Raw genomic sequence first — 24,943 nt, forward strand, 5'->3', positions numbered from 1 at the left:
TTTCGAACGCCGTGCGGGGTCGTGCGATGCCGTGCAGGAGATGAGCGTCGACTGTACTGCTGTCCCTTCATCTTTCAACCAGGTGTGATCGGCCAACTACCGACACGGAATGAGTCACGTGTGGCGCCTTCCTCCGCAGAGGCAACTTCCGTGCGGTCCTGCGGCGACTGAGGTGGGGTGCTGTGCGCCCGGCGCGGGCTCCTCACGCGGGCGGCGGTCCGGCGGGGAGGGCACCACCACACCGCCGTAACAGGAGATCGCACGGCGCGTAACACGGCCGAAGCACGCTGAAACGCATGCAGACCACCTCGACGCCCACCCACTGCCCGTACTGCGCCCTGCAGTGCGGGATGGCCCTGTCGCCCCTGCCCACGGGGGGCGTCGAGGTGGTCGAGCGCACGGACTTCCCGGTGAACCGGGGCGCGCTGTGCGGCAAGGGCCGTACGGCGCCCGCGCTGCTCTCGTCCCGGGTGCGGCTGACCTCCCCGCTGGTGCGCTCCGGCGGCTCGCTCGTGCCGGCCACCTGGGAGGAGGCGCTGGACCGGATCGCCGCGGAACTGGGCCGGGTGCGGGCCGAGCACGGGGCCGACGCGCTCGGCGTGTTCGGCGGGGGCGGGCTGACGAACGAGAAGGCGTACACGCTCGGCAAGTTCGCACGGGTCGTGCTCGGCACCTCGCAGATCGACTACAACGGCCGCTTCTGCATGTCGTCCGCCGCGGCGGCCGGCGTCAAGGCGTTCGGCCTCGACCGGGGGCTGCCCTTCCCGCTGGAGGACATCCCGCGGACGGGGTGCGTGATCCTGGTCGGGTCCAACCTCGCGGAGACCATGCCGCCTTCCCTGCGCTTCTTCAGCGAACTGCGGGAGAACGGCGGCACGTTGATCGTGATCGACCCGCGCCGCACGAAGACCGCCGAGCAGGCCGACCTGCACCTGGCGCCCCGGCCGGGCACGGATCTCGCGCTGGCGCTCGGCCTGCTGCACCTGATCGTCGCCGAGGGGCGGGTCGACGAGGAGTACGTGCGCGAGCGCACCGCCGGCTGGGAGGAGGCGCGCGCGGCCGCCATGGCCCACTGGCCCGAGTACGTGGAGCGGATCACGGGGGTGTCCGTTCCCCAGCTGCGGGAGGCCGTACGGCTGTTCTGCGAGCCCGAGGCCGCGATGGTGCTCACCGCGCGCGGGCCCGAGCAGCAGTCCAAGGGGACCGACACGGTCGGCGCGTGGATCAACCTCTGCCTGGCGACGGGCCGGGCGGGACGCCCGCTCAGCGGCTACGGCTGCCTGACCGGGCAGGGCAACGGGCAGGGCGGGCGCGAGCACGGCCAGAAGGCCGACCAGCTGCCCGGCTACCGCAAGCTGGACGACCCGGCGGCCCGTGCGCACGTGGCCGAGGTGTGGGGCGTGGACCCGGACTCGCTTCCCGGGCCGGGGCGCAGCGCCTACGAGCTGCTGGACGCACTGGGTACGGACATCCGCTCGCTGCTGCTGATGGGGTCGAACCCGGTCGTGTCGGCGCCGCGCGCCGCGCACATCGAGGAGCGCCTCAAGTCCCTCGACTTCCTCGCCGTCTGTGATGTCGTCCTGTCGGAGACGGCGGCCCTCGCGGACGTCGTCCTGCCGGTCACCCAGTGGGCGGAGGAGACGGGCACGACGACCAGCCTGGAGGGCAGGGTCCTGCTGCGCCGGCAGGCGATCACCGCCCCCGACGGCGTGCGCAGCGATCTGGAGGTGCTGCACGAGCTGGCGGCGCGGCTGGGCGTCGAGAAGGGCTTCCCGGTCGAGCCCGAGGAGGTCTTCGAGGAGCTGCGGCGGGCCAGTGCGGGCGGGGTCGCGGACTACTCCGGGATCACCTATCGCAGGCTGGCCGAGGAGAACGGGGTGTTCTGGCCCTGCCCGGCGCGGGACGACGAGCCGGCGCCGGCCGGCACGCCCCGGCTCTTCCTCGACCGGTTCGCCACGCCGGACGGCCGGGCCCGGTTCGCGCCCGTCTCGCACCGGCCGTCCGCCGAGGAGCCGGACGACGACTACCCCGTGCTGCTGACCACCGGGCGGGTGGTGGCGCAGTACCAGTCCGGCGCGCAGACCCGGCGGGTGGACGAGCTGAACGCCGCCGCTCCCGGCCCGTTCGTGGAGCTGCACCCGCGGCTGGCGGCGCGGCTCGGGGCCGCCGAGGGCGACCCGCTGGCCGTGGTGTCGCGGCGCGGGCGGGCGGTGGCGCCGGCCCGGATCACCGCCGGCATACGCCCGGACACCGTCTTCATGCCGTTCCACTGGCCCGGTGAGGGCCGTGCCAACACCCTGACCAACCCGGCGCTGGACCCGACTTCGCGGATGCCGGAGTTCAAGGTGTGCGCGGTACGGGTGGAGCTCGCGCGGCAGGTCTAGCGCGTCGCTGTCGCCGTCCAGCCCGGGATCGTGGGCAGGACCTTCTGCGCGACGCTCAGCAGTGCCGTGTCGTCCGGGCGCACGTCGTCCTGGCGCCAGATGGTGAGTTCGTAGGAGCCGCCCCCGTCCGCGGCGTCCGGGGCGACGACCAGGGCGCGGGCGACGCCGCCGGGGCCGGTCTCCGACTTCCCCCCGCCGAGGTTGAAGCGGATGGCGACCGTCCGGGTCGAGTAGAGCACCGCGGGGTGGCCCGCGATCGTCTTCGCCTCCGCGTCGGTGAGCAGGTCCGCCATCCCGGCGACCGGGAGGTCGTCGTAGGACCGCGTCAACTGCACGGTGTAGGTGTCCAGTTGGACGGTGCCCTCGGGCGTCGGTGTCTCGGTGCCCGCCGTCCTGACCGATCCGTCACTGCCGTAGGCCGTCAGCGCCCGTTCCCCCGGCGTGCCCAGGAGCGCCGGCAGGTCCGCCCTGTTCAGCGCGGTGCACAGCTGCGTCCCGGAGATGCGCCGCGCCGCCTTGGCGGCCTCGGCGGCCTTCTCGTCCTCGTCGTCCACCGAACAGGTCGCCGGCTTGTCGGCGGCCTTGGCGTCGTTCTTCTGGACCACGAACAGCGCGCCCCCCAGCGCGCCGACCACCACCAGCGCCGCGATGGCCTGGGCCCACGCGTTCGGGCCCTTCTCGGGCGCGGCAACTACCTCGCTCATATCCCCCATTACCCCCGGTACCCCCTGCTCGCGCCGGATGCGCGCTGGGGGAGCGTAACGGGTGATCCGGCCCCGGGGAAGCGAGATCCCTCACCAGAAGGTCACGTTCCGTACTCGCGCGCGGTGCGGATCCCCTTGGTCCACCGTCCTGCAGCACCTTCACCTTCGAGCAGCGAGGGCGGCTGAAGGGGGCCGAAGGCTGACGGCCGCCCCGGTCCCGAAGGCCGGGGCGGCCGCGTTGTGTGCCTGTCCGGGGGTCAGTTGACGTTGACCGCGCTCCAGGCCGCCGCCACCGTGGTGTACTCCGTGCTGCCCGCGCCGTAGAGGTCCTTGGCCGCGTTCAGGGTGGCCGTCCTGGCCTGGGCGTAGTTCGTCGAGGACGTCATGTAGACGGTCAGGGCGCGGTACCAGATCGCGCCGAGCTTGGCGCGGCCGATGCCGGTGACCGTGGAGCCGTTGTAGGTCGGGGAGTTGTAGGTGACGCCGTTGATCGTCTTCGTGCCGCTGCCCTCGGCCAGCAGATACGCGAAGTGGTTGGCGACGCCGGAGGAGTAGTGGACGTCGAGGCTGCCGACCGAACTGCTCCAGTAGTCGGCGGACTTGGCGTCCTTGCTCGGCTTGTCCATGTAGCGCAGGGCGTCCCGGCCGAAGCCGGAGCGGACGATCTTCTCGCCGATCAGGTAGTCGCCGGCGTCCTGTGCGTTGCCCGCGTAGAACTCGACCAGGGAGCCGAAGATGTCGGAGGTCGCCTCGTTCAGGCCGCCGGACTCGCCCGAGTAGGTCAGCTTGGCCGTCTTGGAGGTCACGCCGTGGGACATCTCGTGGCCGGCGACGTCCAGGCCGACCAGCGGGCCCAGTTGGGTGCCGTCGCCGTCGCCGTAGGTCATGCAGAAGCAGCTGTCGTCCCAGAAGGCGTTGTTGTAGCTGTTGCCGTAGTGGACGCGGTTGTAGGAGCCCTTGCCGTCGTTGCCGATGCCGTTGCGGCCGTGGACGTTCTTGTAGTAGTCCCAGGTGACGTCGGTGCCGTACTGGGCGTCCACGGCGGCCGTCGAGCGGTCGGCGGTCGCGCCGGTGCCCCAGTGGTTGTCGGTGTCCGTGAACAGGGTCGCGGGGGCCCGGCTGATGCAGATGCCGAAGATGCACAGGTCGGTCTTGTTGGCCGCGTCGCCGGTGTACGTGTTCCCGCGGGTGGGGTCCTTGAGCTGGTACGTCGATCCCGAGAGGGTCGTCTCCAGCGGGACCGTGCCGCCGTACAGGGACTTCCCGTCGCCGGTGGCCGTCTCGATGGTGTCCCAGGCGTCGATCTGGGCGCCGGTGCGGGCGTCGGTCAGCACCGCGCGGGCGACCGGGTTGCCGAGCGAGTCCAGGGCGACGACGTTCGTCCGCCAGGCCAGCTTCGGGGCGCCGTGCAGGGCGTCGACGACCAGTTCGGGCTTGGCCTTCACCTGCTTCAGCGTCTCGCCCAGGTTGGCCGCACGCAGGGCGTTCACGGCGACGTCGGCGGCCTTGGGGGCCGACACCTTCGGGGTGATGCTCGGCAGCGCGATCGCCGCCCCGGTGGCCCGGTTCGCGCTGCGGTAGGCGCCGTCCGGAGCCAGGTGGACGACGAAGTCGCCGCCCAGAACAGGCAGTTGCCGGTAGGTGCGGTCGTAGCGGACGTGCTGGGCGCCGTCCTTGTCGACGACCACGTCACTCACGCTGGTGCCCTGTACGGAGGTGAGGCCGAGGCTCGCCGCGTGGTCGGCGAGGGCCGCCGCCGCGTTGTCGAGCGCGGTCGCCCGGGTGGGTCTGTCGGCCGCGTCGGCGACCGGGGAGAGTACGGCGGCCAGGAGCGTCGCCGTGGTGGCGGCGATGCCGGCGGTGGCGAGACGGGAACCTCGGACGTGCTGCCGTATCCGACTCATCAGTGTCTTCGGTCTCCTCGAGAAGGCGCCGTGGGGGGCGCGTGTGGGGATGCCGCACGGAGGCGGCACTTGGAGGTGGCGCTGATGTCGTCCTGGCATTTAAGAGGGCCAGACATGTCATGTCCATAGCGACCACGCGAGGGACCGGTGAAGGGCGGTGTGGGGAGAGAATCGTTTCCGTGACCGCCCCCGAACTCCCCTTCTTCGTCTACGGCACCCTCCGGCCCGGCGAGGTCAACCACGACCTCCTCCTGCGCGGCCGCATCCTCCGCGAGGAACCCGCCCGGCTGGCGGGCGCGCTGCTGTACGACGGGCCCGGCTACCCCTACGCGGTCGAGACGCCGGGCGGCGCGGGCGGGACCGTCCGCGGGGAGCTCGTGACGGCCCACCCCGAGGCGTACGCCAGGCTGCTCACCGAGCTCGACCGGCTGGAGGAGTACGTGCCGGGCGACCCGCGCAACCTCTACGAGCGCGTCGCCCGCGAGGTCGTCCGCGCGGACGGCTCCGCCCCCGTGCGCGCCTGGGTGTACGTCGCCGCACCCGCCGTCGCCGCCGGCCTGCGAGGCCGGGGAAAGCTGATCGAGGGCGGGGACTGGCTCGCCCGGCGGTGACCGGTCACCCGTTCACACGCCCTGCGGGCACTTTTCCGCCCCGCAGCCCCCACACCGCGATGACCTGCCGAAACGCCACATCGAGCGGACCCGGTTCCCGGCATCTGACACCCATTCATCCCATTCCTGACACATCATCAGCAAGCGCGGTCGCCGCGCTGCGACTTACCTCGGGAGGGCAGGGAATCTCGAAGAGCTCGAAGGAGCACCGATGCGACGACGTACCGCCCGTCTGCTGACCGGCACCGCGCTCGCCGTCACCGCAGCGGCCGGCTTCGCCGCGCCCGCCCGGGCCGCCGGCCTCGCCGCCGACGTCCACGTAGACGCCGCCTCCCGTGGAGCGGGCCTGGAGGTGTACCCCTCCACCGTCGTGCCGGGCGGGGAGGTCTCGGTGAACACGGCGGCCTGCGGGGACGGAGGGTCGGCTGCGGGCGACGCCGGAGCGGTGGGCGCCGGTCCCTTCACGCTCGCGCCGGGCACGCACGAGGGCGAGGCGACCGGACGGTTCCGGGTGCCGCCGAGCGCGCAGCCGGGCACGTACGAGATCGTCGCGGAGTGTGCCGGGGACGGGCGGCGGATCACCGGGGACCTGGTGGTCGTGCTGGCCTCGGACCAGCGGCCGGTGCCCCCGCGAGGAAGTGTGAAGACGGGGGTCGGCGGCGCACTGGGCCCCGACCCCGTACAGACCGCGGCCGGTGTGGCGGCTCTCGCCGTCGCCGCCGCGGGCGGTACCTGGCTCCTGCATCGCCGGGCGAGAGGCGACGGGATCTGACGGACACCCTCCGCTGTCCGTCCGCCGGTACCGCATGCCCCTCCCCCTCCGGGCCCGACGCCCCTCGCGGCCCGGAGGGGGCACGGGGTCGCGCCCGTCACCCATCAGCAGCCCGCTCGGGAGTCCGCTCACACGTCCGTTCAGAGGTCCGTCCAGAAGTCCTTTCACCAGTCCGTTCAGAGGTCCGTCCAGAAGTTCGTTCAGGGGTCCGTCCAGAGGTTGTTTCAGAAGTCCGTTCAGAGTTCACAGGGTTCACCCAGAGGGGGCGCCGCATGCGCAGGGTCGGCAACAGCGTCATAGCGGCCGTCACCGCGGCCGCCCTGTGCTCCGGCGCGTGGCTGCTGCACAGCGGCGCCGAGACGCACCCCCCGCCGCAGCCGTCCGCGGCCCAGGCCGGCTCGGGCGGCCCGCGGACGTCGAACCGATCCGCGCCGGCGCTGCCGCCCTCCCCGCCCCACCGCGTCCGCATCCCCGCCATCCACGTGGACGCCCCCCTGACGGGCCTCGCCCTCACCCCGGCGGGCAGTCTCGCCGTCCCGCCCGCCGGGAAGAAGAACCTTGCCGGCTGGTACGAGGCCGGCACCACCCCCGGCGAGACGGGCACCGCGATCGTCGCCGGCCACGTGGACAACGCCGACGGCCCCGCCGTCTTCTACGACCTGGGCGCCCTGCGCAAGGGCAGCGCCGTCGAGGTGGACCGGCGCGACGGAAGCGTCGCCGTGTTCACCGTGGACGCCGTCGAGGTCTACCGGACGCGCGACTTCCCCGACGCGAAGGTGTACGGGGCGGCGAACCGGCCCGAGCTGAGGGTGATCACCTGTGGCGGGGGCTATTCGAAGTCGACCGGCTATCAGGGCAACGTGGTCGTGTTCGCGCATCTCACCGGCAGCCGCTGACCTCCCGTACGATCCGCGGCGACGGTGCCGCGAGCGGTCCCGCGACCCGGCACCGGCGGGAACCCTCACACCTGCGCGAAGGCCCCGCTGAGGGCAGCGTTCCTCGCGGGAAACAACGGTGATGCGGCCGGGTAACGTCGGCAACGCACGCTCCTGGACATGACCTCGAATTCGCGTGTGGTGGTGCTCGGCGCCGGCCTCGCGGGCGTACGACTCGCCCGTCGGCTCGGCGAGCTGGGCATGCCCGCGCTGCTCGTCGGCGACGAGGAGCACCGACCGTACAACCGGGTCCTGCTCGCCGAGGTGCTGGCCGGCCGGTACTCCCCCGACGTGATCGCGCTGCCCGCGCCCGCCGCACTGGTGCGGGCCCGGGTCACCGGCATCGACCGCGACCAGCGGCTCCTGTCCTGCGCCGACGGTTCGGAGATCGCATACGACACGCTCGTCCTGGCCACCGGCTCCAACCCGGTGCTGCCGCCCCTGCGCGGGCTGTTCACCCCGGACCACGTCCTGCCGGAGGGCGTCCACGCCTTCCGGACCATGGACGACTGCCTCGGCCTGTCGAAGGCGGTCCGGCCGGGCGTGCGGGCCGTCGTCATCGGCGGCGGGCTCCTCGGGGTCTCCGCTGCCCGCGCCCTCGCGGTGCGCGGCGCGCAGGTCGTCCTCGCACAGCAGGCCGAGCGCCTCATGGAACGCCAGCTCGACCCGAACGCGTCCCGGCTGGTGCTGCGGCACCTCAAGGACCTCGGCGTCGAGGTGCACACCGAGTGCCGGGTGCGCGACGTGCGCTGCGTCGCCGGCGCGGTCCGCTCGGTCGAGATGGCCGACGGCTACGCCCTTGACGCCGACCTGGTGGTGCTGGCCTGCGGGGTCTCCCCGCGCGCCGGACTCGCCAGGGCCGCCGGGATCGCCGTCCACAAGGGCGTCCTCGTCGACGACCAGCTGCGCACGTCCGACCCGCACATCCGCGCGATCGGCGACTGCGCGCAGCACGACGGGACCGTGTACGGGCTCGCCGCCCCGGCGCTGGAACAGGCCGACGTGCTGGCCGCGTCGCTGGCCGGGGACCCGGACTCCCGCTACACCGGCACCCGCGCCCTCACCCGTCTCACCCTCGCCGGGAACAGCGCCTTCGACCTCGCCGCGTTCGGCGAGACCGAGCCCCGCCCGGGCGACGACGTCGTGCAGCTCGCCGACGCCACCCGCGGCACCTACCGCAAGGTCGTCGTCCGCGACGACCGCCTGGTCGGCGGGGTCCTCGTCGGCGAACTCGGCACCGTCGGCGCGCTGGCGCGCGCCTGGGAGGGAGCAGAGCCGCTCCCCTCCGACGGCGGCCCCCTGCTCCACCTGCTCACCAACGATGGAGGCTCCTAATGACCGCCACTGAGGGGGCCACCCCCACGATCGTGCTCGTCGGCCACGGCATGGTCGGCCAGCGCTTTCTCGAAGCGCTCGCCGAGCGCGGCCTGACCGCCACGCACCGCGTGGTCGTGCTGTGCGAGGAGCCGCGTCCCGCGTACGACCGCGTGCAGCTCACCTCGTACTTCTCGGGGAAGACCCCCGAGGACCTGTCGATGACCGACATGGCGTTCATCGCCGACCACGGCATCGAGCTGTACGTGGGCGACCCCGCGGAGACGATCGACCGCGACGCCCGCCGGGTGACGGCCCGTTCGGGTCTGGTCGTCGACTACGACGTCCTCGTCCTGGCCACCGGCTCCTACCCGTTCGTGCCGCCCGTCCCGAACAAGGACGCCGAGGGCTGCTTCGTCTACCGCACCATCGAGGACCTCCTCGCCATCGAGGCGTACGCGAAGTCGCGGGCGACCACCGGCGCGGTGGTCGGCGGCGGCCTGCTGGGCCTGGAGGCCGCGGGCGCGCTCAAGGGACTCGGACTCGACGCCCACATCGTGGAGTTCGCCCCTCGGCTGATGCCCGTCCAGGTCGACGCGGGCGGCGGCGCGGCCCTGCTGCGCACCATCGAGGACATGGGCCTGACCGTGCACACCGGCGTGGGCACACAGGAGATCGTCGTCGGCGAGGACGGCGCGGTCACCGGCATGAAGCTGTCCGACGGCTCCGAACTGAGCGCCGACATGGTGGTGTTCAGCGCCGGCGTCCGTCCCCGCGACCAGCTGGCCCGCGAGTCCGGCCTGGCGGTCGGCGAGCGCGGCGGGATCACGGTCGACGAGCAGTGCCGTACCGTCACCGACCCGCACGTGTTCGCCATCGGCGAGTGCGCGCTGGCCGCCGACGGCCGCGTGTACGGCCTGGTGGCCCCCGGCTACGAGCAGGCCGTCACGGTCGCCGCGGCCATCGCCGCCGACGAGGGCGAGCAGCTGACCTTCACCGGCGCCGACCTCTCCACCAAGCTGAAGCTGCTCGGCGTCGACGTGGCGTCCTTCGGCGACGCGCACGGCACCGCCGAGGACTGCCTGGACGTCGTCTACTCCGACTCCCGCTCCGGCCTGTACAAGAAGCTGGTCATCGGCCGCGACGGCACGCTGCTCGGCGGCATCCTGGTCGGCGACGCGGAGGCGTACGGCACGCTGCGCGCGCTGACCGGCTCGGTGCCGCCCATCTCCCCCGAGTCGCTCGTCCTGCCCGCCGGGTCCGGCGAGTCCGTCCAGCTCGGCCCGTCCGCGCTGCCGGACGAGGCGATCATCTGCTCCTGCCACAACGTGTCCAAGGGCACGATCCGCGGCGCGGTCACCGACCACCAGTGCACGACCGTCCCCGAGGTCAAGAAGTGCACCAAGGCCGGCACGGGCTGCGGCTCCTGCGTCAAGGTGCTCGGCCAGCTGGTCACCGCCGAGCTGGAGGCGAACGGCGTCGAGGTCGACAAGGGCCTGTGCGGCTGCTTCGGGCAGACCCGCGAGGAGCTGTACGAGATCGTCCTCGCCCTGCGCATCAACACCTACCAGGACCTCCTGGACCGGTACGGCCGCGACGGCGCCCGGGGCGGCGACGGGTGCGACGTCTGCAAGCCCGCGATCGCCTCGATCATCGCCTCCCTCGCCCCGACGATCGGCGCGAGCGGCTACGTCCTGGACGGCGAGCAGGCCGCCCTGCAGGAGACCAACGACCACTTCCTGGCCAACCTGCAGAAGAACGGCTCCTACTCGGTCGTCCCGCGCATCCCCGGCGGGGAGATCACCCCCGAGGGCCTGATCGTGATAGGCGAGATCGCCCGCGACTTCGGCCTCTACACGAAGATCACCGGCGGTCAGCGCATCGACATGTTCGGCGCGCGGGTCGAACAGCTCCCGCTGATCTGGACCCGGTTGGTGGACGCCGGCTTCGAGTCCGGCCACGCCTACGGCAAGTCGCTGCGCACCGTGAAGTCCTGCGTCGGCCAGACCTGGTGCCGCTACGGTGTCCAGGACTCCGTCCGCATGGCGATCGACCTGGAGCTGCGCTACCGGGGGCTGCGCTCCCCGCACAAGCTCAAGTCGGCGGTGTCGGGCTGCGCCCGCGAGTGCGCCGAGGCCCAGTCGAAGGACTTCGGCGTCATCGCCACCTCCAACGGCTGGAACCTGTACGTCGGCGGCAACGGCGGCGCCACCCCGCGCCACGCGGACCTGCTCGCCCAGGACCTCACCGACGCCGAACTGGTCAGGCTGATCGACCGGTTCCTGATGTTCTACATCCGCACCGCCGACCGCCTGGAGCGCACCTCGACCTGGCTGGAGCGCATCCCCGGCGGCCTGGACCACGTGCGGGACGTCGTCGTGGAGGACTCCCTCGGCATCTGCGAGGAACTGGAGTCGCTGATGACGGCCCACGTGGCGCACTACGCCGACGAGTGGGCGACCACCATCAACGACCCCGAGAAGCTCGCCCGGTTCGTGTCCTTCGTGAACGCCCCGGACACCCCCGACCCGGTCGTCGGGTTCGTGCCCGAGCGCGACCAGATCAAGCCCGACCTGCCGCTGCTGACCATCGGCCACCGCCCCCTGGAAGGAAGCGCCCAGCGATGACCCTGGCACCCGAGACCACCGATCTGAAGGTTCAACTCCAGCTGGAGGAGGACGGGCTGGACTGGTTCACGGTCTGCGACCTGAGCCGGCTCGACCCCGGCCGCGGAGTGGCCGCACTGCTGCCGGACGGCCGCCAGGTCGCCCTGTTCCGCGACCGCTCCGGCGTCCTGTACGCCGTCGACAACCGTGACCCGTTCAGCGGCGCGGCCGTCCTCTCCCGGGGACTGACCGGCGTACACCAGGGGCGCCCGTACGTCGCCTCCCCGCTCCTCAAGCAGCGTTTCGACCTGCTGAGCGGGCAGTGCCTGGACGACGAGACGGTGCGCATCGCCACCTACGAGGTGCGGGCGGCCTGAGGCCCCCGCTCCGCCCCCTGCTCCGCCCCCGCTCGGCTCACCGCGGGCCCGGCGTCGTGGTCTGCAGGCGTCTCACCGGACGCCGGCCCGGGACGCCGGGGGCGCCGCCCCTCCCGGGCCCCGGCTGCGCCGCGTGCAGCCGGACCACCGCGTCGAGGCCGCCGCGCGGAGCCGGCCGCAGGACCGCCTCGCCGCCGCTCGCATGGGCGAGGCGCTGCACCAGGGCGAGTCCCAGACCGGTGCCGCCCTTGGGGGCGTCCGGGGCGCGCCAGAAGCGGTCGAAGGCCCGCCGGCGCTGCTCCTCGGTCATCCCGGGGCCCTCGTCCATGACGTGCAGCTCGACCCACGCCGGCCCGGCCGGGCGGTGCGGGTGCCGGTGCGCGAAACGGCGTTCGTGGGGTGTGTGGTGGCGCGGGTCGATCGAGACCGTCGAGCCCGGGGGCGCCACGCGCAGGGCGTTGGAGAGCAGGTTGTCGAGGATCTGCTCCACCGCCCCGGGCAGCGCCAGCACCTCGCCCGCGTAGTCCCCGGCCAGCGCCAGCCAGACGCCGTGCTGCTCGAACAGCGGCGCCCAGGCGCGATGGCGCTCCCCGCACACCCCGCCCAGATCGACCGGCTCCCGTTCTGCGGCGCTCTCGTCGAGCCGGGCCATCGCGAGCAGTCCTTCGACCATCCGGGCCAGCCGGTCGGTCTCGGTCAGCGCGGCGGTCAGCGAGCCCCGCGCGTTCAGCGCGATGTCGTTCTCCAGGTTCTCCAGCCGCAGCCGCAGGGCCGCGAGGGGCGTCTTCAGCTGGTGCGAGGCCTCGCCTGCGAAGGCCCGCTGGGAGGCCAGCAGGTGTTCCAGCCGGGCGGCGGTGCGGTTGAAGGTCGCGGCGAGGCTGCGCACCTCCGGCGGCCCCTGGGTGATCGCGACCGGAGCGGCGGCCCCGCCGACGGCCAACTCGTTGGTCGCGCGCTCCAGTTCGCGGATGGGCCGGCCGGTCCAGCGTGCGATGACGAAGCCGAGGGCGGCGACCGCGGTGAGCACCGCGAGGCCGCCGAGCGCCAGCAACAGCCAGACGTGGTGGACCCGTTCGGACACCATCCGGGTCGGCACCGTGATGCGGACGGCGCCCTGTTCCTCGACGCCGTGGCGCACCGGGGCGGCCACCGCGAGGTAGCGCACCCCGCCGATGGTGGAGGTGCGCACGTCCGCCGTCGGCGTGCCGCGCAGGGCCGCGGCGATCCCCGGCCAGGAGGCGAGACCGCGCTCCTCGCGCCCGGTGAGCGGATGGGAGGTGGCCAGCAGGGAGCCGTCGGCGTCGACGATCAGCACCTTGCCGCCGATGCGCTCGGCGCAGTGCGCGGCCCGCTCGGGCAGGTCCTGCGCCGCCCGGCCGGCCGAGATGGACAGTGAGGCGAACGCCGACACGGACTCCGCCTCGTCCTTCGCCGCATTGATCACCCGCTCCCGCTCGCCCCGCGAGTACACGAAGCCGAGCGGGATCTCCAGGCAGACCAGGACCAGGGCGGCGAGCGTGAGATAGCTGAGCAGCAGCCGACGGGTCATCGGCGGGCCGCCGAGCGCCGGTGGGCGTGCTCAGGGCGAGGGGGCGGCTCGTGCGGCGCAGGGGGCTCGTACGCCGAGGGCCCGTACGGGGGCTGTGCGGGGGCGGGGGCAAGGACAGGGGCGGCCGTGGGGGCGGGGCGAACGTAGAAGGGCTCGGCGGAGGGGTGCTGGGCGGAGGAGGGCTCGGTGTACGGGGGTTGGGCGTACGAGGGCTGGGCGTGAGGGGGTTGGAGGGAGGAAGGCTCGGCGTACGAGGGTTCGGCGTACGAGGGCCGGGCGGGCGCCGCACGGTCGTGGGCCGGCTGCGGGTCGGCGGTCGCCGGCCGGGGGCCGGCGGGCGGGGCGTAGGACGGCGCTGCGCCCGGGGCGGCGGTGTGCACCGCCAGGCGGAAGCCCACTCCCCGCAGGGTCTGGATCCACGCCGGGTCGCCCAGCTTCCGTCGCAGGGTGGCCACATGGACGTCCAGCGTCTTCGTCGGCCCCTGGTAGTGCGGGTCCCACACCCGGTCGAGGATCTGCTGCCGCGAGTACACGGCTCCCGGATCCTCGGTGAGCAGCGCGAGCAGCTCGAACTCCTTGGGCGTCAGCGTCACCGCCCCCTCCCCCACCCATACCTGCCGGGTCCGCCGGTCGACGACGAGCGGACCGGCGGCGGTGTCCGCCCCGCCCGCGGGGGGCGCCGCCACGGCTGTCGGGGGCCCCGCCACGGCCGCGGGGGCCGGTGAGGCCGGTTCCCGCGGTGCGCCGACGGCCGTGAAGGACTCGCCGCCGAGCGGCTCGGGGCCGGCGAACTCCCCTTGCCGGGCCTGTCGTTGTGTCCGCCGGGTCACCGCACGCACCCGGGCGACCAGCTCGCGCATGCTGAACGGCTTCGCGAGGTAGTCGTCCGCGCCGAGCTCCAGGCCCAGCACCCGGTCGGCCTCCTCGCCCCGCGCGCTGAGGATGATGATGGGGACGTCGGAGGTCTGCCGGATGCCCCGGCAGACGTCGATGCCGTCGATGTCGGGCAACCCCAGGTCGAGCAGCACGACATCGCCGTACGACGCCCTCAGGCCCTCCTGGCCCGTGCCGACGTGATGCACCGTCAGCCCGAAGTTGGCGAGGCCCTCGACGAGCGGTTCGGCGATCGTCCGGTCGTCCTCGATGAGCAGGACTCGTACACCCATGCGTTCCCGTCTCTCCCGTGAACCGAATTCGCGTGTCCAGTGGAACCGTCACGCTACAAGAACGGTCAGGAATACGCCTCACACCTCCCGGACAATGTGAGCAGCGGCTCAACTCCGGGCGAAAACTGTCCCATTCTTGTCGGCGGTTTAGTGTTCCTCTAACCTTCGACTGGCACACGCTCCTCTACGGTGATGAAGAACCGGTCGGACCCCCACGCCGACCGGCTCTGAACTGGGAGGATCCGTGAAGGCACTGCTGGACCGCGCCCGCTCGTTCAAGCGGCGGGCCGACTTCGAAAGCACGGAATACCGAAGGCTGGCCGAGGGCCAATACCCCGAGGCATTGTTCATCACCTGCTCGGATTCGCGGGTGATACCAGCCCTGATAACGGGCGCGCGGCCCGGCGAGATATTCGAGCTGCGAAATGCGGGAAACATCGTTCCGCCGCACGGCGGGCAGGGCGCCTCGGGCGAGGCCGCCACCATCGAGTACGCACTGGAAGTGCTCGGCGTTCAGGACATCGTGGTGTGCGGTCACTCCCACTGCGGGGCGATGGGCGCCCTCAAGTCCGGCGACGACCTGTCCGCCCTGCCCGGCGTGGACGCCTGGCTGCAACTGGCCCGCCCTACGCTGGCGTCCGTCCTGGACGGCCGCGTGGAGGACCCGTCGATGCCCGAGGTCGCCCAGCTGAACGTCGTCAACCAGCTTGCGGTGCTGCGCGGTTACCCAGCGGCGCGACGACGTCTCGACGCGGGTGCGCTGCGCCTGCACGGCTGGTACTACGAGGTCGACACCGGCCAGGTGCACGAGCTCGACGAGGACGGCCTGTTCCGGGTGCACGCGGCATGAGCGGCGCACACGCCCGGCACGGCCGGGGCAACCGGGGTGCGGGCACGGACACGGGCACGGGCACGGGCACGGACTGGTTTACGGGTACGGGTGCGGGTACGGACTGGGCCACGGGTACGGGTGCAGGCGCCGGCTGGGCCCGGGGTACGGGTACGGACTGGAGCGCGGGGGCGGACTGGTCCTCCGAGAACAGTGACGGCTGGTCCTCCGAGGACAGTGACGGGAGGGGCCGTACGTTCGGGGAGGAGGCCGGGCTGAGCGGTCCGCCGCCTCGACCGGCCGCGTCTCCGCCGCAGCCGCAGTCGCCGCCACCGCCACCACCCATTGCTCCTCCGTCGCCGGCACGACCTCCGGCGCCTGCGCCTGCGTCCACCACGACGCCCGTGCGGGGCATCGCCGCGAAGGCGGCCCTCAAGGCGGCTCTCCCGAAGGGTGACCTGGCCACCGAGATCACCGCGTCCCTCGTCGTCTTCCTGGTCGCGCTGCCGCTGTGCATCGGTGTGGCCGTCGCCTCGGGCGTCCCGCCCGAGCTGGGGATCATCTCGGGCGTCATCGGCGGCCTGGTGGTGGGCGCGGCACGCGGCAGCACGCTCCAGGTCAGCGGACCGGCCGCCGGTCTCGCCGCGCTGGTCGCCGAGACCGTGCTGGAGCACGGCGTGGCCATGCTCGGCGTGATCGTGCTGTTCTCGGGCCTCCTGCAGATCGTCCTCGGCCTGGTGAGACTGGGCCGGTTCTTCCAGGCGATCTCCCTGGCCGTCGTCCAGGGGATGCTCGCGGGCATCGGCCTGCCGCTGATGTTCAGCCAGGCGTACCCGGCGATGGACGCGAAGGCTCCCGGCGCCCCCCTCGAGAACATGGCCGGCGTCCCCGGACTGCTCGCGGACACGGTCACCGACCCGCAGGCGCTGATCGCGGCCGGGCTCGGCATCGTCACGGTCGTGCTGAGCTTCCTGTGGAAGAAGGCGCCGGGACCGGTCAGGAAGGTGCCGGCGGCGCTGGTCGCGGTGGGCATCGGCATCGCGGTCGCCGCGCTGCCGGGCGTCGACGTCAAGACGCTCCAGGTGGGCAATCTGCTGGCCTCCGTCGACGTCCCGGGCCCGGAGCAGTTCGCGGGCCTGGCGGACGCCGGGATCATCACCGCGATCCTGACGTTCACCGTGATCGCCTCGGCGGAGTCGCTGTTCACGGCGGCCGCCGTGGACCGTATGCACGACGGCCCCCGCACCCGGTACAACCCCGAACTGATCGCCCAGGGCGCCGGCAACACGATCGCCGGGCTCCTCGGCGCCCTCCCCGTCACGGCGGTGGTGGCCCGCAGTTCGGCCAACGTCCAGGCGGGCGCGAAGACCCGCCTCTCGCGCACCCTGCACGGACTGTGGCTGCTGGCCTTCGCCCTGCTCCTCCCCCAGGTGCTGGCTCTGATCCCGATATCGGTTCTCGCGGGCGTGCTCATCCACAGCGGCTGGAAGCTCTTCGCGCCGGGTGAGTTCCCGAAGATGTGGCGGCAGGACCGCGGCGAGTTCGCGGTCATGACGCTCACCACGCTGGTCATCGTGGCGACGGCCCTGCTCGAAGGTGTGCTGATCGGCCTGGCGGCGGGCATCGTGCTGGCCGCCGTGCGCATGTCTCAGACCGTCATCAAGCAGCACATCGAGGACGACACCGCGAAGGTGGTGATGGCCGGGAACGCGACGTTCCTGCGGCTCCCGCAGGTCATCGAGGCCCTGGAGTTCGCCGCCGAGGCCGGCAGGCCCCGGATCCGTCTCGACCTCACCGGCGTCACCCACCTCGACCACGCCTGCCGCAGCCAGGTCGAGGAGTTCACCGCCCAGCAGCGCGGCAAGGGCCTGCGGGTGGAACTGCTGCTGCCGGGTCCGGCGGAACGCCTGCCCGCGGAGGAGGACACGGAGGGTACGTGGGACATGGGGGGTACGGAGGGTACGGGGGACGCGGAGGCCACGAGGGGTGCGGGGCAGACGGGCGCCAGGGCGACCGACCGCCCCGCGCGCTCCGTCCCGCTCCCCCGCCGCCGGGCCGCCCCGGCAGCCGTGTCCGGCTCCGCCCCCGGCCCCACCGCCGAGTGGTTCTACCTGGACACCACCCCGATGCCGGAGGACTTCGCGCAGAGGTACGCCGAGGAGTACGCCCCCACCCCCGGGCAGGCCCGGAACTTCGAGGAGAGGGGGTACGACTACGCCCGGGCCTTCGACGAGACGGGGTACGGGCAGGGGCAGGGCCGGACGCGGGGGTAGCCGCAGGCGTCCTCCCGGCCCGGTCGGCCTGATCAGCCCGGCCCGGTCGGCCTGATCAGCCCGGTCGCCCGTGGGCGTTCAGGCCTTGAGGGCGTCGTAGGAGACCCCGGTCAGCCGCTCGGACGCGGTCCACAGGCGTTGCCCCGCCCGGTCGTCGAGGGTCCAGGGCGCCCGCCGCGACGGTGCGGGCGCCCCGCGCCACATCGCGAGGGACGGCCCGGTGAACGAGTCCGGGCGGACGCCGGGCGCGGTCGCCGCGTACAGGGCGGGCAGTGCGCCTGCCTCGGCCGGCTGGGCGATCACCCGGTTGGCGAGCTCGATCAGCCGCTCGGCGCTCCGGCGGCCCTCCGCGCGCGGTCCCGCCGTCTGGAGGTTGGTCGCCGCGTACCCGGGGTGCGCGGCGGCTGCCACGACCTCGGTCCCGGTCGCCGCGAGTCTGCGCGCGAGCTCGTGCGTGAAGAGCAGGTTGGCGGTCTTGGAACGGCCGTAGGCGATCCAACGGCGGTATCGGCGCTCGGAGTTGAGGTCGCCCGGGTCGATGTTGCCGAGCAGGTGGGCCATGCTGGAGACGGTCACCACCCGCGCCCCGGCCGGGCGCTCCGCCGCGGCGAGCAGCGCGGGCAGCAACAGCCCGGTCAGGGCGAAGTGCCCGAGGTGATTCACCCCGAACTGCGTCTCGAACCCGTCGGCGGTGGTGCCGTAGGGCATGGCCATCAGGCCGGCGTTGTTGACCAGCAGGTCGAGTCGGTCGTACGGCAGCGCGTCCGCGAACTCCCGCACGGAGGCGAGGTCTCCGAGGTCGAGTCTGCCCAACGCGACCTCGGCGTCCGGGACTTCCTCCCGCAACCGGTGAACGGCTTCCGTTCCCCGCGCCTCGCTCCGGCAGGCGAGCACGACCCGCGCTCCCTTGCGGGCGAGCTCACGCGCGGTGACGTACCCGAGCCCGCTGTTGGCTCCGGTGACGACGGCGGTACGACCGCTCTGATCAGGGATGTCGTGCGCACTCCAACCGGACATGGCCGTACTCCTTCCGCCGCCCCTTCGCGGCTGCCGCCACTTCCCTCGCCACTGCATGGCAGTGCGGCGCCATGCCTCTCGCGGCCGCCGCCACGCGTCTCGCAACTTCCGCCACTCGCTTCGCAGCCTACGGCGCTTCCGGTCACCCGCCCCGCATCTTCCCGTTACGGCATGTCCACGACATAGCTACCCTGCGCTTCTAGCGTTCGGCAGCGCACGACCCCAGAACGACCCCGTCGCCGGCACCGGCGTACGGGCCGGTTCACCACACCACCCCTGGGAGTGAGCGTGGAACGTCGTACCTTCCTTCGTGCGGCCGCGATCGGCGGCTCTTCCGCCGTACTCGGCGGAACCCTCTGGCGCGGCGCCGCCTACGCCGCCCCCGCCCAGCCCGGCACGGGCCCGTACGGTGCGCTCGCCGCGGCCGACGCCAACGGCATCCGGCTGCCGAGCGGCTTCACCAGCCGGGTGATCGCCCGCTCCGGCCAGCAGGTGTCCGGGACGTCGTACACCTGGCACAACGCCCCCGACGGCGGCGCCTGTTACGCGGACGGCACGGGTTGGATCTACGTGTCCAACTCGGAGATCAACCCGTCGGGAGGCGCGAGCGCGGTGCGGTTCTCGGCCACGGGCTCGATCACGGCCGCGTACCGCGTGCTGTCGTCCACCCGCCAGAACTGCGCGGGGGGCAAGACCCCGTGGAACACCTGGCTGTCGTGCGAGGAGGTCGACCGGGGCTACGTCTACGAGACCGACCCCTGGGGCGTCAAGGCGGCGGTCCGCCGGGACGCGATGGGCCGCTTCAAGCACGAGGCGGCGGCCGCCGACCCGGTCCGCAAGGTGATCTACCTGACCGAGGACGTGACCGACGGCTGCTTCTACCGTTTCCGGCCCACGACCTGGGGCGACCTGTCCGCCGGCACGCTGGAGGTCATGGTCGCCGGGACGGCCACCAGCGGCCCGGTGACCTGGTCCCGGGTCCCCGACCCGACCGGCGCCACCGCCACCCGCAACCAGGTCTCCGGCGCCAAGCGCTTCAACGGCGGTGAGGGCTGCTACTACGCGAACGACACCTGCTGGTTCACGACGAAGGGCGACAACCGCGTCTGGCAGTACGACGCCGCCGCCCAGACCATCGAACTGGCCTACGACGACTCGCTGGTGACGGGCGGGACGGCCCCCCTCACCGGCGTCGACAACGTCACGGGCACGGCCTCGGGCGACCTGTTCGTCGCCGAGGACGGCGGCAACATGGAGATCTGTCTCATCACTCCGGACGATGTCGTCGCCCCCTTCCTCCACGTCGAGGGCCAGTCCGGATCGGAGATCACGGGCCCGGCCTTCTCCCCGGACGGCACCCGCCTGTACTTCTCCAGCCAGCGCGGCACGACCGGCAGTTCGTCGGGCGGAATCACCTACGAGGTGAAGGGCCCGTTCCGGACGTAACACCACGGGGCCGACGCTCCGGGGCCACCCAGCAGAAGGTTCGGGGCCACCGGGCCGACGCTCCGGGGCTGCCGGCCCGCCGGGCCGGGGCTTCAAGGCCATCCAGCCGACGGTTCGGGCGACCGGGCCGCCGGGCAGGCGCTTCGGGGGTACCCGGCAGGCGCTTGGGGGCGACACCGTGCGAAACGGGGCGGCACTCGGGAAAGCGAAACGAGTGCCGCTCCGGCCCGGGCCATAATGGGCGGATGACGATCATCGCCACCCTCGCCCCGGCCGGCCGAAAGGCAGATGCCGCGTAGTCGCCCCGGCGCGCTGCGCGCCCGCGGACCCCTGACCGCCCGCCCCCGCAACACCCTCCAGCCCGTACGTATCTACGGCCTCTCCGCCCGCACCAGCCTCGCGATCCACCGCGTCGAGTACGAGGGCGGCGTCCACCTCCTGTCCCCCGGCGCGACGGACAGCGCACTGCGCCGCTACCGCGCGTTCGTGACGACCCCGGGGCGCGGCATCCTCTACCCGCGCACGTCCGTGTGCCCCGCGTGCCCCGGCTGCGGCCTGGACGACGTCCAGTACGCACGCGACGTCCTGGACGAGACCCTGCGCCTGCTCCCACCCCGAGCCCGAGCCGAACTGGGCCGCGAGGTAGGGGCGTTGGACCGCCGCTACCGGCTCCGCACCCTGCCCGACCCGCGCCCATCCGGCCCATGGTGGCACCGCCGCCTGGCAGAGGGAGCGGAAGGCTGGTGACCACCTGCAGGGCTCGCATGGTCGACACGATCCGGACAAATCAAGAGGCTCGGAGGAACGAATTCGCAGCAGACCGAGAACGTGGCGTTCCCGACCACCCTCCCCGGCCTGACCTCGTCCCACATCCTCGAAGCCTGCGGCCACTGGCCGCAACAGGCAGACCCCACAGAAATCAACCGCCTACTGACCAACTGGCTGACATCTCTACCTACTTGACACAGCAACGGGGCGACACACCCCCTGGATGCCGCCCCTCCTCCAACCCCCTGATCAGTCCCGCCGAATCAACTCAGGATCAATCCGCCGACCCACCAGGGGCAACGAACCGAGCACCGCGACCATAACGACCCCAAGGGCACTGGCCAACAGCAGTGGCACGCCTGCACCGTCCCAGAAGATCTCACCACCGCCGGTAACCAGGTAGCTGGACTCCGCGGCCTTACCAGCGATGACAGCCAATACCAAACCCGCCGCCAGCGGCAATACGACCTGCGCCACCTGCACACTCCGCAACGTACGGGGACGCGCGCCAAGCAAAGAGAGTGCAGTCACCTGAGGTCGGCGTTCAACTGCACGGTCGGTGGTAGCAACAAGGTAAGCCGCCACGCCGATAATGAGGCCGAGAATCATGCCCATGCCCAGGATCGTCTTGACAACCGTGATCTGCTGAAGTGCGGTGACCACCACGCCGGGTGTCGTCACCTTGGCAGTCGGATCAACACCACCGAGGCCGTCGAGGACAGTGCGCACAGTCTGCGGTGCCGAGTTGCTGACCAACGTGAGCGTGGCCTCCTCAGGACGAAAACCCTCAGGCAGGAAGGATGGTGGAATTACAACGCTGCCACTACTCAACGCCGAAAGTCCTGGTTCATCCCGATAGATGACCTCCTGTTTTGGCACCTGAACACTAATCACCCTCCTCTCGCCCTTCTCATTCCTGAGATGGAAAGGGAAGCTTGCGCCAGGCTTGCTGTCCTCGTCGTAAGCTTCACCAGGATTCACCACTCGGAATGGGCGCCCGCCAGCGCACCGTCCGATCGCGGGAACCATCTCACGAATCTGGTCGCATGTCGCGATGACAGCTTCAATTCTCGGCGGAAATTCGACGTCCGGCCGCCTCCATGAGGTCGCCATCACACCATGCCCGCGGACACCTGCAACCGCCTCATAGGCCTGTTGCTGCTCTCGACTGACGCCATCCAGAGGAAGTGAGTATGACTGAACGGGTGAGGTGTTCTTGGATACTTGATCCAGTTCGATGAGTACTCCCTGTGCAAGTGATGCCGCATAAATCAGCAGCACCAGACCCGTCGCGACTCGGAGCGCGCCGCCCGGTTCCACCTCATTTCGCCTCATAGCCAGACTGAGGGGCAGGGAACGACTGGCGCACGCCACGGTCCGGGACATACTTCGAGAAAGGATAGGGAGCGACAGCACCAGCCCGACGCCAACCAGGACGACAGCGATGGGCATCAGAATCGACGACAGCGATGTGTCCCTGGGCGCGTGCCCTGTGAGCCCGGCCACACAATATGCCGTGACGATGCCAACCCCAGGGAGAAGCGGCAGCAGCCCCCATTTCGTGGGCGGCCTTTCCACTGCATTGCGCCTCACGGAAAGCGGGTTCGCGGCGGCCTTCCTGGCCCCGACCGCTCCTGCAAACCAAGCGAGCGTGGGGCAACCGATCAAGCAGACGAAGGCAGTGGCCCACGATAGAGCGCCGTCAGACGGATACCACCGGAATCCGGGAAGGCCAATGCGGGAAATTAGCTGGTTGACAACGACGTACATGAACAGACCGATCACGGCCCCGAGCAGTGCCGCAGCTACCGTTTCGGCTGCATTGACGCGCTGAACGCCCTTCTTGCTCAGACCGACCAGCCGCAGAGCGGCTAGTCGACGGGCTCGGGCCCCAGCCGACAATCGTGCACACACGGACAAGTAGACGACCAAGGGGAGCAGTACAACCCCCGCGAGCGTGAAGCGCACGATCTCTAGCGTCGAGGGCTCCACCGTTTCGTCGTATGTATATGGCCACCCGTACGAAGTTACGGGGTCGCCGCTCTTTAGCTGTTCTCGATTCACGCCGATGTAGGCGTAAAGCTCGTCAGGATGAGCCAACCCTTGAGCGCCAATTAGCCCCAGTTCCCTTCCTGGGACTAGCTGCGCAAGCCCCGGCTCTTTCCGAAGCTCCTCGTGCAGCCGCGGCGACACAAATACGTCTCCGGGAGCAGGAAGTTCGGTCAGACCCGGCGGAGGATCGATGGAAGAAGCACCCGGCGCGTGGAAGACTCGGGTCATGGGACGAGAGCCGTACGGGTCGGTCAACCGAAGCTCAAGAGGAGCCCTGCTTTTATCAATACAGAGTTGACGACTACCTTGGGAGCAATCACCCTGTCGCGCCGCCTTGCGTCCGTCCTGCGCGCCCAGAATGCCGGGAATCGCAAGCACAATGGCAAGGCAACACACACCAACAGCGCTACCGCCAGCCATGAGGAAAAAGCGCACGCGGTTTCCTCGCCCACTGCCCAGCAACAGACGTAGGCCCAACAAAAGTTCTTTCATGTCGTCTCCCTGGCATGAGCCGAGAGCACTCCATCGCGCATCGCAAATTGACTGTCGGCGCGAGAGGCGACCTGAGGATCGTGCGTTACCAACACCACGGCCGTCCCCTGGGAACGCGCCAGGGAAAGAAATTCGTCCAAGACAGCAGTCGCATTGGCGCTGTCCAGTGATCCAGTCGGCTCATCGGCGAACACCACCGCTGGCCGATGCACCAGCGCCCGAGCCACTGCAACCCGTTGACTTTGCCCTCCGGAGACCTGCGAAGGTCGTCGCTGTCGCAGACTGGAAAGACCCAACCGGCCCAGGACCTCCCCGGCGGCGGTCAAAGCCTCTGCTTTGCGCTGACCAGCCAAACGCAAGGGCAAGGCGGCGTTCTCCTCGACCGTCAACTCTGGAAGCAGCTCTCCATACTGGAAAACGAATCCGAAGCGTTCCCGACGCAGGGTACTGAGTTCCTCATCGTCGAGTTCGCCGAGGACGCGCCCCTCGAAGCGGACTTCGCCGCGTGCCACTGGCAGGACGCCGGCAAGGCAGTACAACAGCGAGGACTTGCCGGAACCGCTCTGCCCGGTAATCACCGCTACCTCGCCACGGCACAGTCTAATGTCGGCACCCATGACAGCTGGCGTTTCACCGTAGAAAAGGTCGACACCCCTGGCGGACAGGACCTCTGACGTTTTGATGATGGTTCCCCTAAGGCGAGAGGGAGCCCAGATGCGAACATCTGGGCTGTTCAGCGCAGAAAACTTTTATCGACCGCTCGAGTATTTCTTGACATATGAGCAGTTGTCCGGATGCAGACTGCCGCGATTACGGCACGCCTTGATTTCCGCATTTTCGGTGTAGCGCTGAGCGCCGTCCCAGTTCGAGTGATGCAAAGAGACAGTCTTTCCTTGCTTGCCGTTGTAGCGAACCCAACCGTTACCCTCGACGCGCACCAGCATGTAGACGTTGTGACCGTCTTCGACGTCGGCGTCCTTCAGGCTGCCTTTCCACTCGAAGGCACCATGGTTCCGGCCCGCGGGATTAAAGCGATACTCCCCTTCCAGGAAGCGAACGCCTCCCGACCTCAGCACCGGCATGTCGCGCCAATGCGACACGCCAACGGCTGTCCCCGCGCCAGCCAGAATCACTCCTGAGGCCAGCACCCCGACCAATACCCTCCGCATGCTTCACCCTTCTGAGAGCCCGGCAGCCTCTACGACCACCACCGGCTACAGAAAGTAGCGCCTCCATCACGTGCTGAAACCTTCAGTCAGTCAGTCTCCATCACATCAGGCGATCGAAATCCAGACACCGCTGGTCAGCGCAGCGTCGCTTTCCAGCCCCGAGGGCCTCCCCGGGCGCAGCGAGCGGCCCGTCCCGGTGGCTACTGTCGGCGATGAAGCAGGCGTCGACGAGGCGCGGTCGCCAGTGTGGAAGTCATGATTGGTCATGACGCTGTGCGAGTGGCCGATCATGCGGCGGATGCTAGTCGCGTTGCGACGCGGGTGGCGGAGGGTAACCAGGGTGTCGGAGAGGTACGCAGCTCCACGATGTGGGAGGGCCGGTTGCTTGAGTGCGGAGCGGGTGCCAACGACGGACGCCGGTGTCCTGCTTTGAGGTGTGTATTGGCCACCGCCAAGACAGAAAAGAGGACGGCACCCCCGCACAGGGTGCCGTCCTCATGGTGCGCCGGAGCCGCCGCCGATCGGTGAGGGTCGGGGACCAGCGGCGGCTCCGGGGTTCAGTTGTCCCCGGCCGC

19 protein-coding genes and 1 pseudogene are annotated in these 24,943 nt (G+C 71.0%); 11 read left to right on the forward strand and 9 right to left on the reverse strand.

Annotated features, from left to right (window positions below):
* The first annotated feature begins 296 nt into the window (after positions 1-296).
* Positions 297-2,384: a molybdopterin oxidoreductase family protein gene (locus tag ACZ7DE_RS06500; protein ID WP_470758594.1), complete on the forward strand. Its 2,088-nt coding sequence runs from the start codon at positions 297-299 to the stop codon at positions 2,382-2,384.
* Here ACZ7DE_RS06500 and ACZ7DE_RS06505 read toward each other — a convergent pair.
* Both ACZ7DE_RS06505 and ACZ7DE_RS06510 read right to left on the reverse strand, forming a co-directional pair.
* A complete protein-coding gene (locus ACZ7DE_RS06505) occupies positions 2,381-3,088 on the reverse strand; it encodes a DUF6215 domain-containing protein (RefSeq protein WP_470758595.1) in 708 nt (235 codons plus the stop codon). The genes ACZ7DE_RS06500 and ACZ7DE_RS06505 overlap by 4 nt on opposite strands.
* Positions 3,089-3,345: 257 nt before the next feature.
* Complete coding sequence (locus tag ACZ7DE_RS06510; RefSeq protein WP_470758596.1) at positions 3,346-4,992, reverse strand: M4 family metallopeptidase; 1,647 nt, start codon at positions 4,990-4,992, stop codon at positions 3,346-3,348.
* A gap of 179 nt (positions 4,993-5,171) precedes the next feature.
* Between ACZ7DE_RS06510 and ACZ7DE_RS06515 the strand changes: the two genes are divergently transcribed.
* The 6 genes from ACZ7DE_RS06515 (at position 5,172) to nirD (ending at position 11,607) form a co-directional block, all read left to right on the forward strand.
* On the forward strand, positions 5,172-5,603 hold the full coding sequence (locus tag ACZ7DE_RS06515; protein ID WP_470758597.1) for a gamma-glutamylcyclotransferase family protein: 432 nt from the start codon (positions 5,172-5,174) through the stop codon (positions 5,601-5,603).
* A gap of 211 nt (positions 5,604-5,814) precedes the next feature.
* Positions 5,815-6,375 (forward strand): hypothetical protein, encoded by a 561-nt coding sequence (locus ACZ7DE_RS06520; protein ID WP_470758598.1) that lies wholly within the window; start codon positions 5,815-5,817, stop codon positions 6,373-6,375.
* A gap of 272 nt (positions 6,376-6,647) precedes the next feature.
* On the forward strand, positions 6,648-7,271 hold the full coding sequence (locus ACZ7DE_RS06525; protein WP_470758599.1) for a class F sortase: 624 nt from the start codon (positions 6,648-6,650) through the stop codon (positions 7,269-7,271).
* A gap of 159 nt (positions 7,272-7,430) precedes the next feature.
* A complete protein-coding gene (locus tag ACZ7DE_RS06530; protein WP_470758600.1) occupies positions 7,431-8,645 on the forward strand; it encodes an NAD(P)/FAD-dependent oxidoreductase in 1,215 nt (404 codons plus the stop codon).
* Positions 8,645-11,251, forward strand: coding sequence for a nitrite reductase large subunit NirB (gene nirB, locus ACZ7DE_RS06535; protein WP_470758601.1), 2,607 nt, complete (start codon positions 8,645-8,647; stop codon positions 11,249-11,251). Before ACZ7DE_RS06530 ends, nirB begins: the two co-directional genes overlap by 1 nt.
* Positions 11,248-11,607: a nitrite reductase small subunit NirD gene (gene nirD, locus ACZ7DE_RS06540; RefSeq protein ID WP_470758602.1), complete on the forward strand. Its 360-nt coding sequence runs from the start codon at positions 11,248-11,250 to the stop codon at positions 11,605-11,607. Before nirB ends, nirD begins: the two co-directional genes overlap by 4 nt.
* Positions 11,608-11,644: 37 nt before the next feature.
* On the opposite strand, the gene ACZ7DE_RS06545 is transcribed toward nirD, so the two are convergent.
* Positions 11,645-13,156, reverse strand: coding sequence for a sensor histidine kinase (locus tag ACZ7DE_RS06545; RefSeq protein ID WP_470758603.1), 1,512 nt, complete (start codon positions 13,154-13,156; stop codon positions 11,645-11,647).
* Positions 13,157-13,503: 347 nt separating this feature from the next.
* Positions 13,504-14,322 (reverse strand): annotated as a pseudogene (locus ACZ7DE_RS06550) (response regulator transcription factor); the annotation flags it as partial.
* Between the two features lie 244 nt (positions 14,323-14,566).
* Here ACZ7DE_RS06550 and ACZ7DE_RS06555 point away from each other — a divergent pair.
* Together ACZ7DE_RS06555 and ACZ7DE_RS06560 are read left to right on the forward strand one after the other, a co-directional pair.
* Complete coding sequence (locus ACZ7DE_RS06555) at positions 14,567-15,172, forward strand: carbonic anhydrase (protein WP_470758604.1); 606 nt, start codon at positions 14,567-14,569, stop codon at positions 15,170-15,172.
* Between the two features lie 383 nt (positions 15,173-15,555).
* The gene (locus ACZ7DE_RS06560) at positions 15,556-17,424 is read left to right on the forward strand and encodes a SulP family inorganic anion transporter (RefSeq protein WP_470758605.1); all 1,869 of its coding nucleotides are present in this window, start codon (positions 15,556-15,558) and stop codon (positions 17,422-17,424) included.
* 78 nt (positions 17,425-17,502) lie between these two features.
* On the opposite strand, the gene ACZ7DE_RS06565 is transcribed toward ACZ7DE_RS06560, so the two are convergent.
* Positions 17,503-18,441 carry an oxidoreductase gene (locus ACZ7DE_RS06565; protein ID WP_470758606.1) on the reverse strand — a complete coding sequence of 313 codons (939 nt, stop codon included), beginning with the start codon at positions 18,439-18,441 and terminating at the stop codon, positions 17,503-17,505.
* A gap of 288 nt (positions 18,442-18,729) precedes the next feature.
* On the opposite strand from ACZ7DE_RS06565, the gene ACZ7DE_RS06570 reads away from it, so the two are divergent.
* Together ACZ7DE_RS06570 and ACZ7DE_RS06575 are read left to right on the forward strand one after the other, a co-directional pair.
* A complete protein-coding gene (locus ACZ7DE_RS06570; protein ID WP_470758607.1) occupies positions 18,730-19,887 on the forward strand; it encodes an alkaline phosphatase PhoX in 1,158 nt (385 codons plus the stop codon).
* 288 nt (positions 19,888-20,175) lie between these two features.
* A complete protein-coding gene (locus ACZ7DE_RS06575; RefSeq protein WP_470758608.1) occupies positions 20,176-20,634 on the forward strand; it encodes a hypothetical protein in 459 nt (152 codons plus the stop codon).
* A 270-nt stretch (positions 20,635-20,904) separates the two neighbouring features.
* Here ACZ7DE_RS06575 and ACZ7DE_RS06580 read toward each other — a convergent pair whose 3' ends face one another.
* From ACZ7DE_RS06580 to ACZ7DE_RS06595, 4 genes are all read right to left on the reverse strand, one after another.
* Entirely contained in the window at positions 20,905-23,199 is a 2,295-nt protein-coding gene (locus ACZ7DE_RS06580; RefSeq protein WP_470758609.1) for an FtsX-like permease family protein, read from the reverse strand.
* Entirely contained in the window at positions 23,196-23,816 is a 621-nt protein-coding gene (locus ACZ7DE_RS06585) for an ABC transporter ATP-binding protein (RefSeq protein WP_470758610.1), read from the reverse strand. The genes ACZ7DE_RS06580 and ACZ7DE_RS06585 overlap by 4 nt, the downstream gene beginning before the upstream one ends.
* Before the next feature lie 132 nt (positions 23,817-23,948).
* Positions 23,949-24,368, reverse strand: coding sequence for a hypothetical protein (locus ACZ7DE_RS06590; protein ID WP_470758611.1), 420 nt, complete (start codon positions 24,366-24,368; stop codon positions 23,949-23,951).
* A gap of 105 nt (positions 24,369-24,473) precedes the next feature.
* Entirely contained in the window at positions 24,474-24,659 is a 186-nt protein-coding gene (locus tag ACZ7DE_RS06595; protein WP_470758612.1) for a hypothetical protein, read from the reverse strand.
* Between the last annotated feature and the right edge of the window lie 284 nt (positions 24,660-24,943).

This window comes from Streptomyces sp. NPDC037083 (assembly GCF_055606485.1).

Coding starts and splice junctions, on each gene's coding strand:
- ACZ7DE_RS06530 (WP_470758600.1), top strand. CDS start 7,431: ATGACCTCGAATTCGCGTGTGGTGGTGCTCGGCGCCGGCCTCGCGGGC.
- ACZ7DE_RS06565 (WP_470758606.1), bottom strand. CDS start 18,441: ATGTCCGGTTGGAGTGCGCACGACATCCCTGATCAGAGCGGTCGTACC.
- nirB (WP_470758601.1), top strand. CDS start 8,645: ATGACCGCCACTGAGGGGGCCACCCCCACGATCGTGCTCGTCGGCCAC.
- ACZ7DE_RS06520 (WP_470758598.1), top strand. CDS start 5,815: ATGCGACGACGTACCGCCCGTCTGCTGACCGGCACCGCGCTCGCCGTC.
- ACZ7DE_RS06585 (WP_470758610.1), bottom strand. CDS start 23,816: ATGGGTGCCGACATTAGACTGTGCCGTGGCGAGGTAGCGGTGATTACC.
- ACZ7DE_RS06510 (WP_470758596.1), bottom strand. CDS start 4,992: ATGAGTCGGATACGGCAGCACGTCCGAGGTTCCCGTCTCGCCACCGCC.
- ACZ7DE_RS06505 (WP_470758595.1), bottom strand. CDS start 3,088: ATGAGCGAGGTAGTTGCCGCGCCCGAGAAGGGCCCGAACGCGTGGGCC.
- ACZ7DE_RS06545 (WP_470758603.1), bottom strand. CDS start 13,156: ATGACCCGTCGGCTGCTGCTCAGCTATCTCACGCTCGCCGCCCTGGTC.
- ACZ7DE_RS06595 (WP_470758612.1), bottom strand. CDS start 24,659: ATGATCGGCCACTCGCACAGCGTCATGACCAATCATGACTTCCACACT.
- ACZ7DE_RS06575 (WP_470758608.1), top strand. CDS start 20,176: ATGCCGCGTAGTCGCCCCGGCGCGCTGCGCGCCCGCGGACCCCTGACC.
- ACZ7DE_RS06590 (WP_470758611.1), bottom strand. CDS start 24,368: ATGCGGAGGGTATTGGTCGGGGTGCTGGCCTCAGGAGTGATTCTGGCT.
- nirD (WP_470758602.1), top strand. CDS start 11,248: ATGACCCTGGCACCCGAGACCACCGATCTGAAGGTTCAACTCCAGCTG.
- ACZ7DE_RS06500 (WP_470758594.1), top strand. CDS start 297: ATGCAGACCACCTCGACGCCCACCCACTGCCCGTACTGCGCCCTGCAG.
- ACZ7DE_RS06525 (WP_470758599.1), top strand. CDS start 6,648: ATGCGCAGGGTCGGCAACAGCGTCATAGCGGCCGTCACCGCGGCCGCC.
- ACZ7DE_RS06580 (WP_470758609.1), bottom strand. CDS start 23,199: ATGAAAGAACTTTTGTTGGGCCTACGTCTGTTGCTGGGCAGTGGGCGA.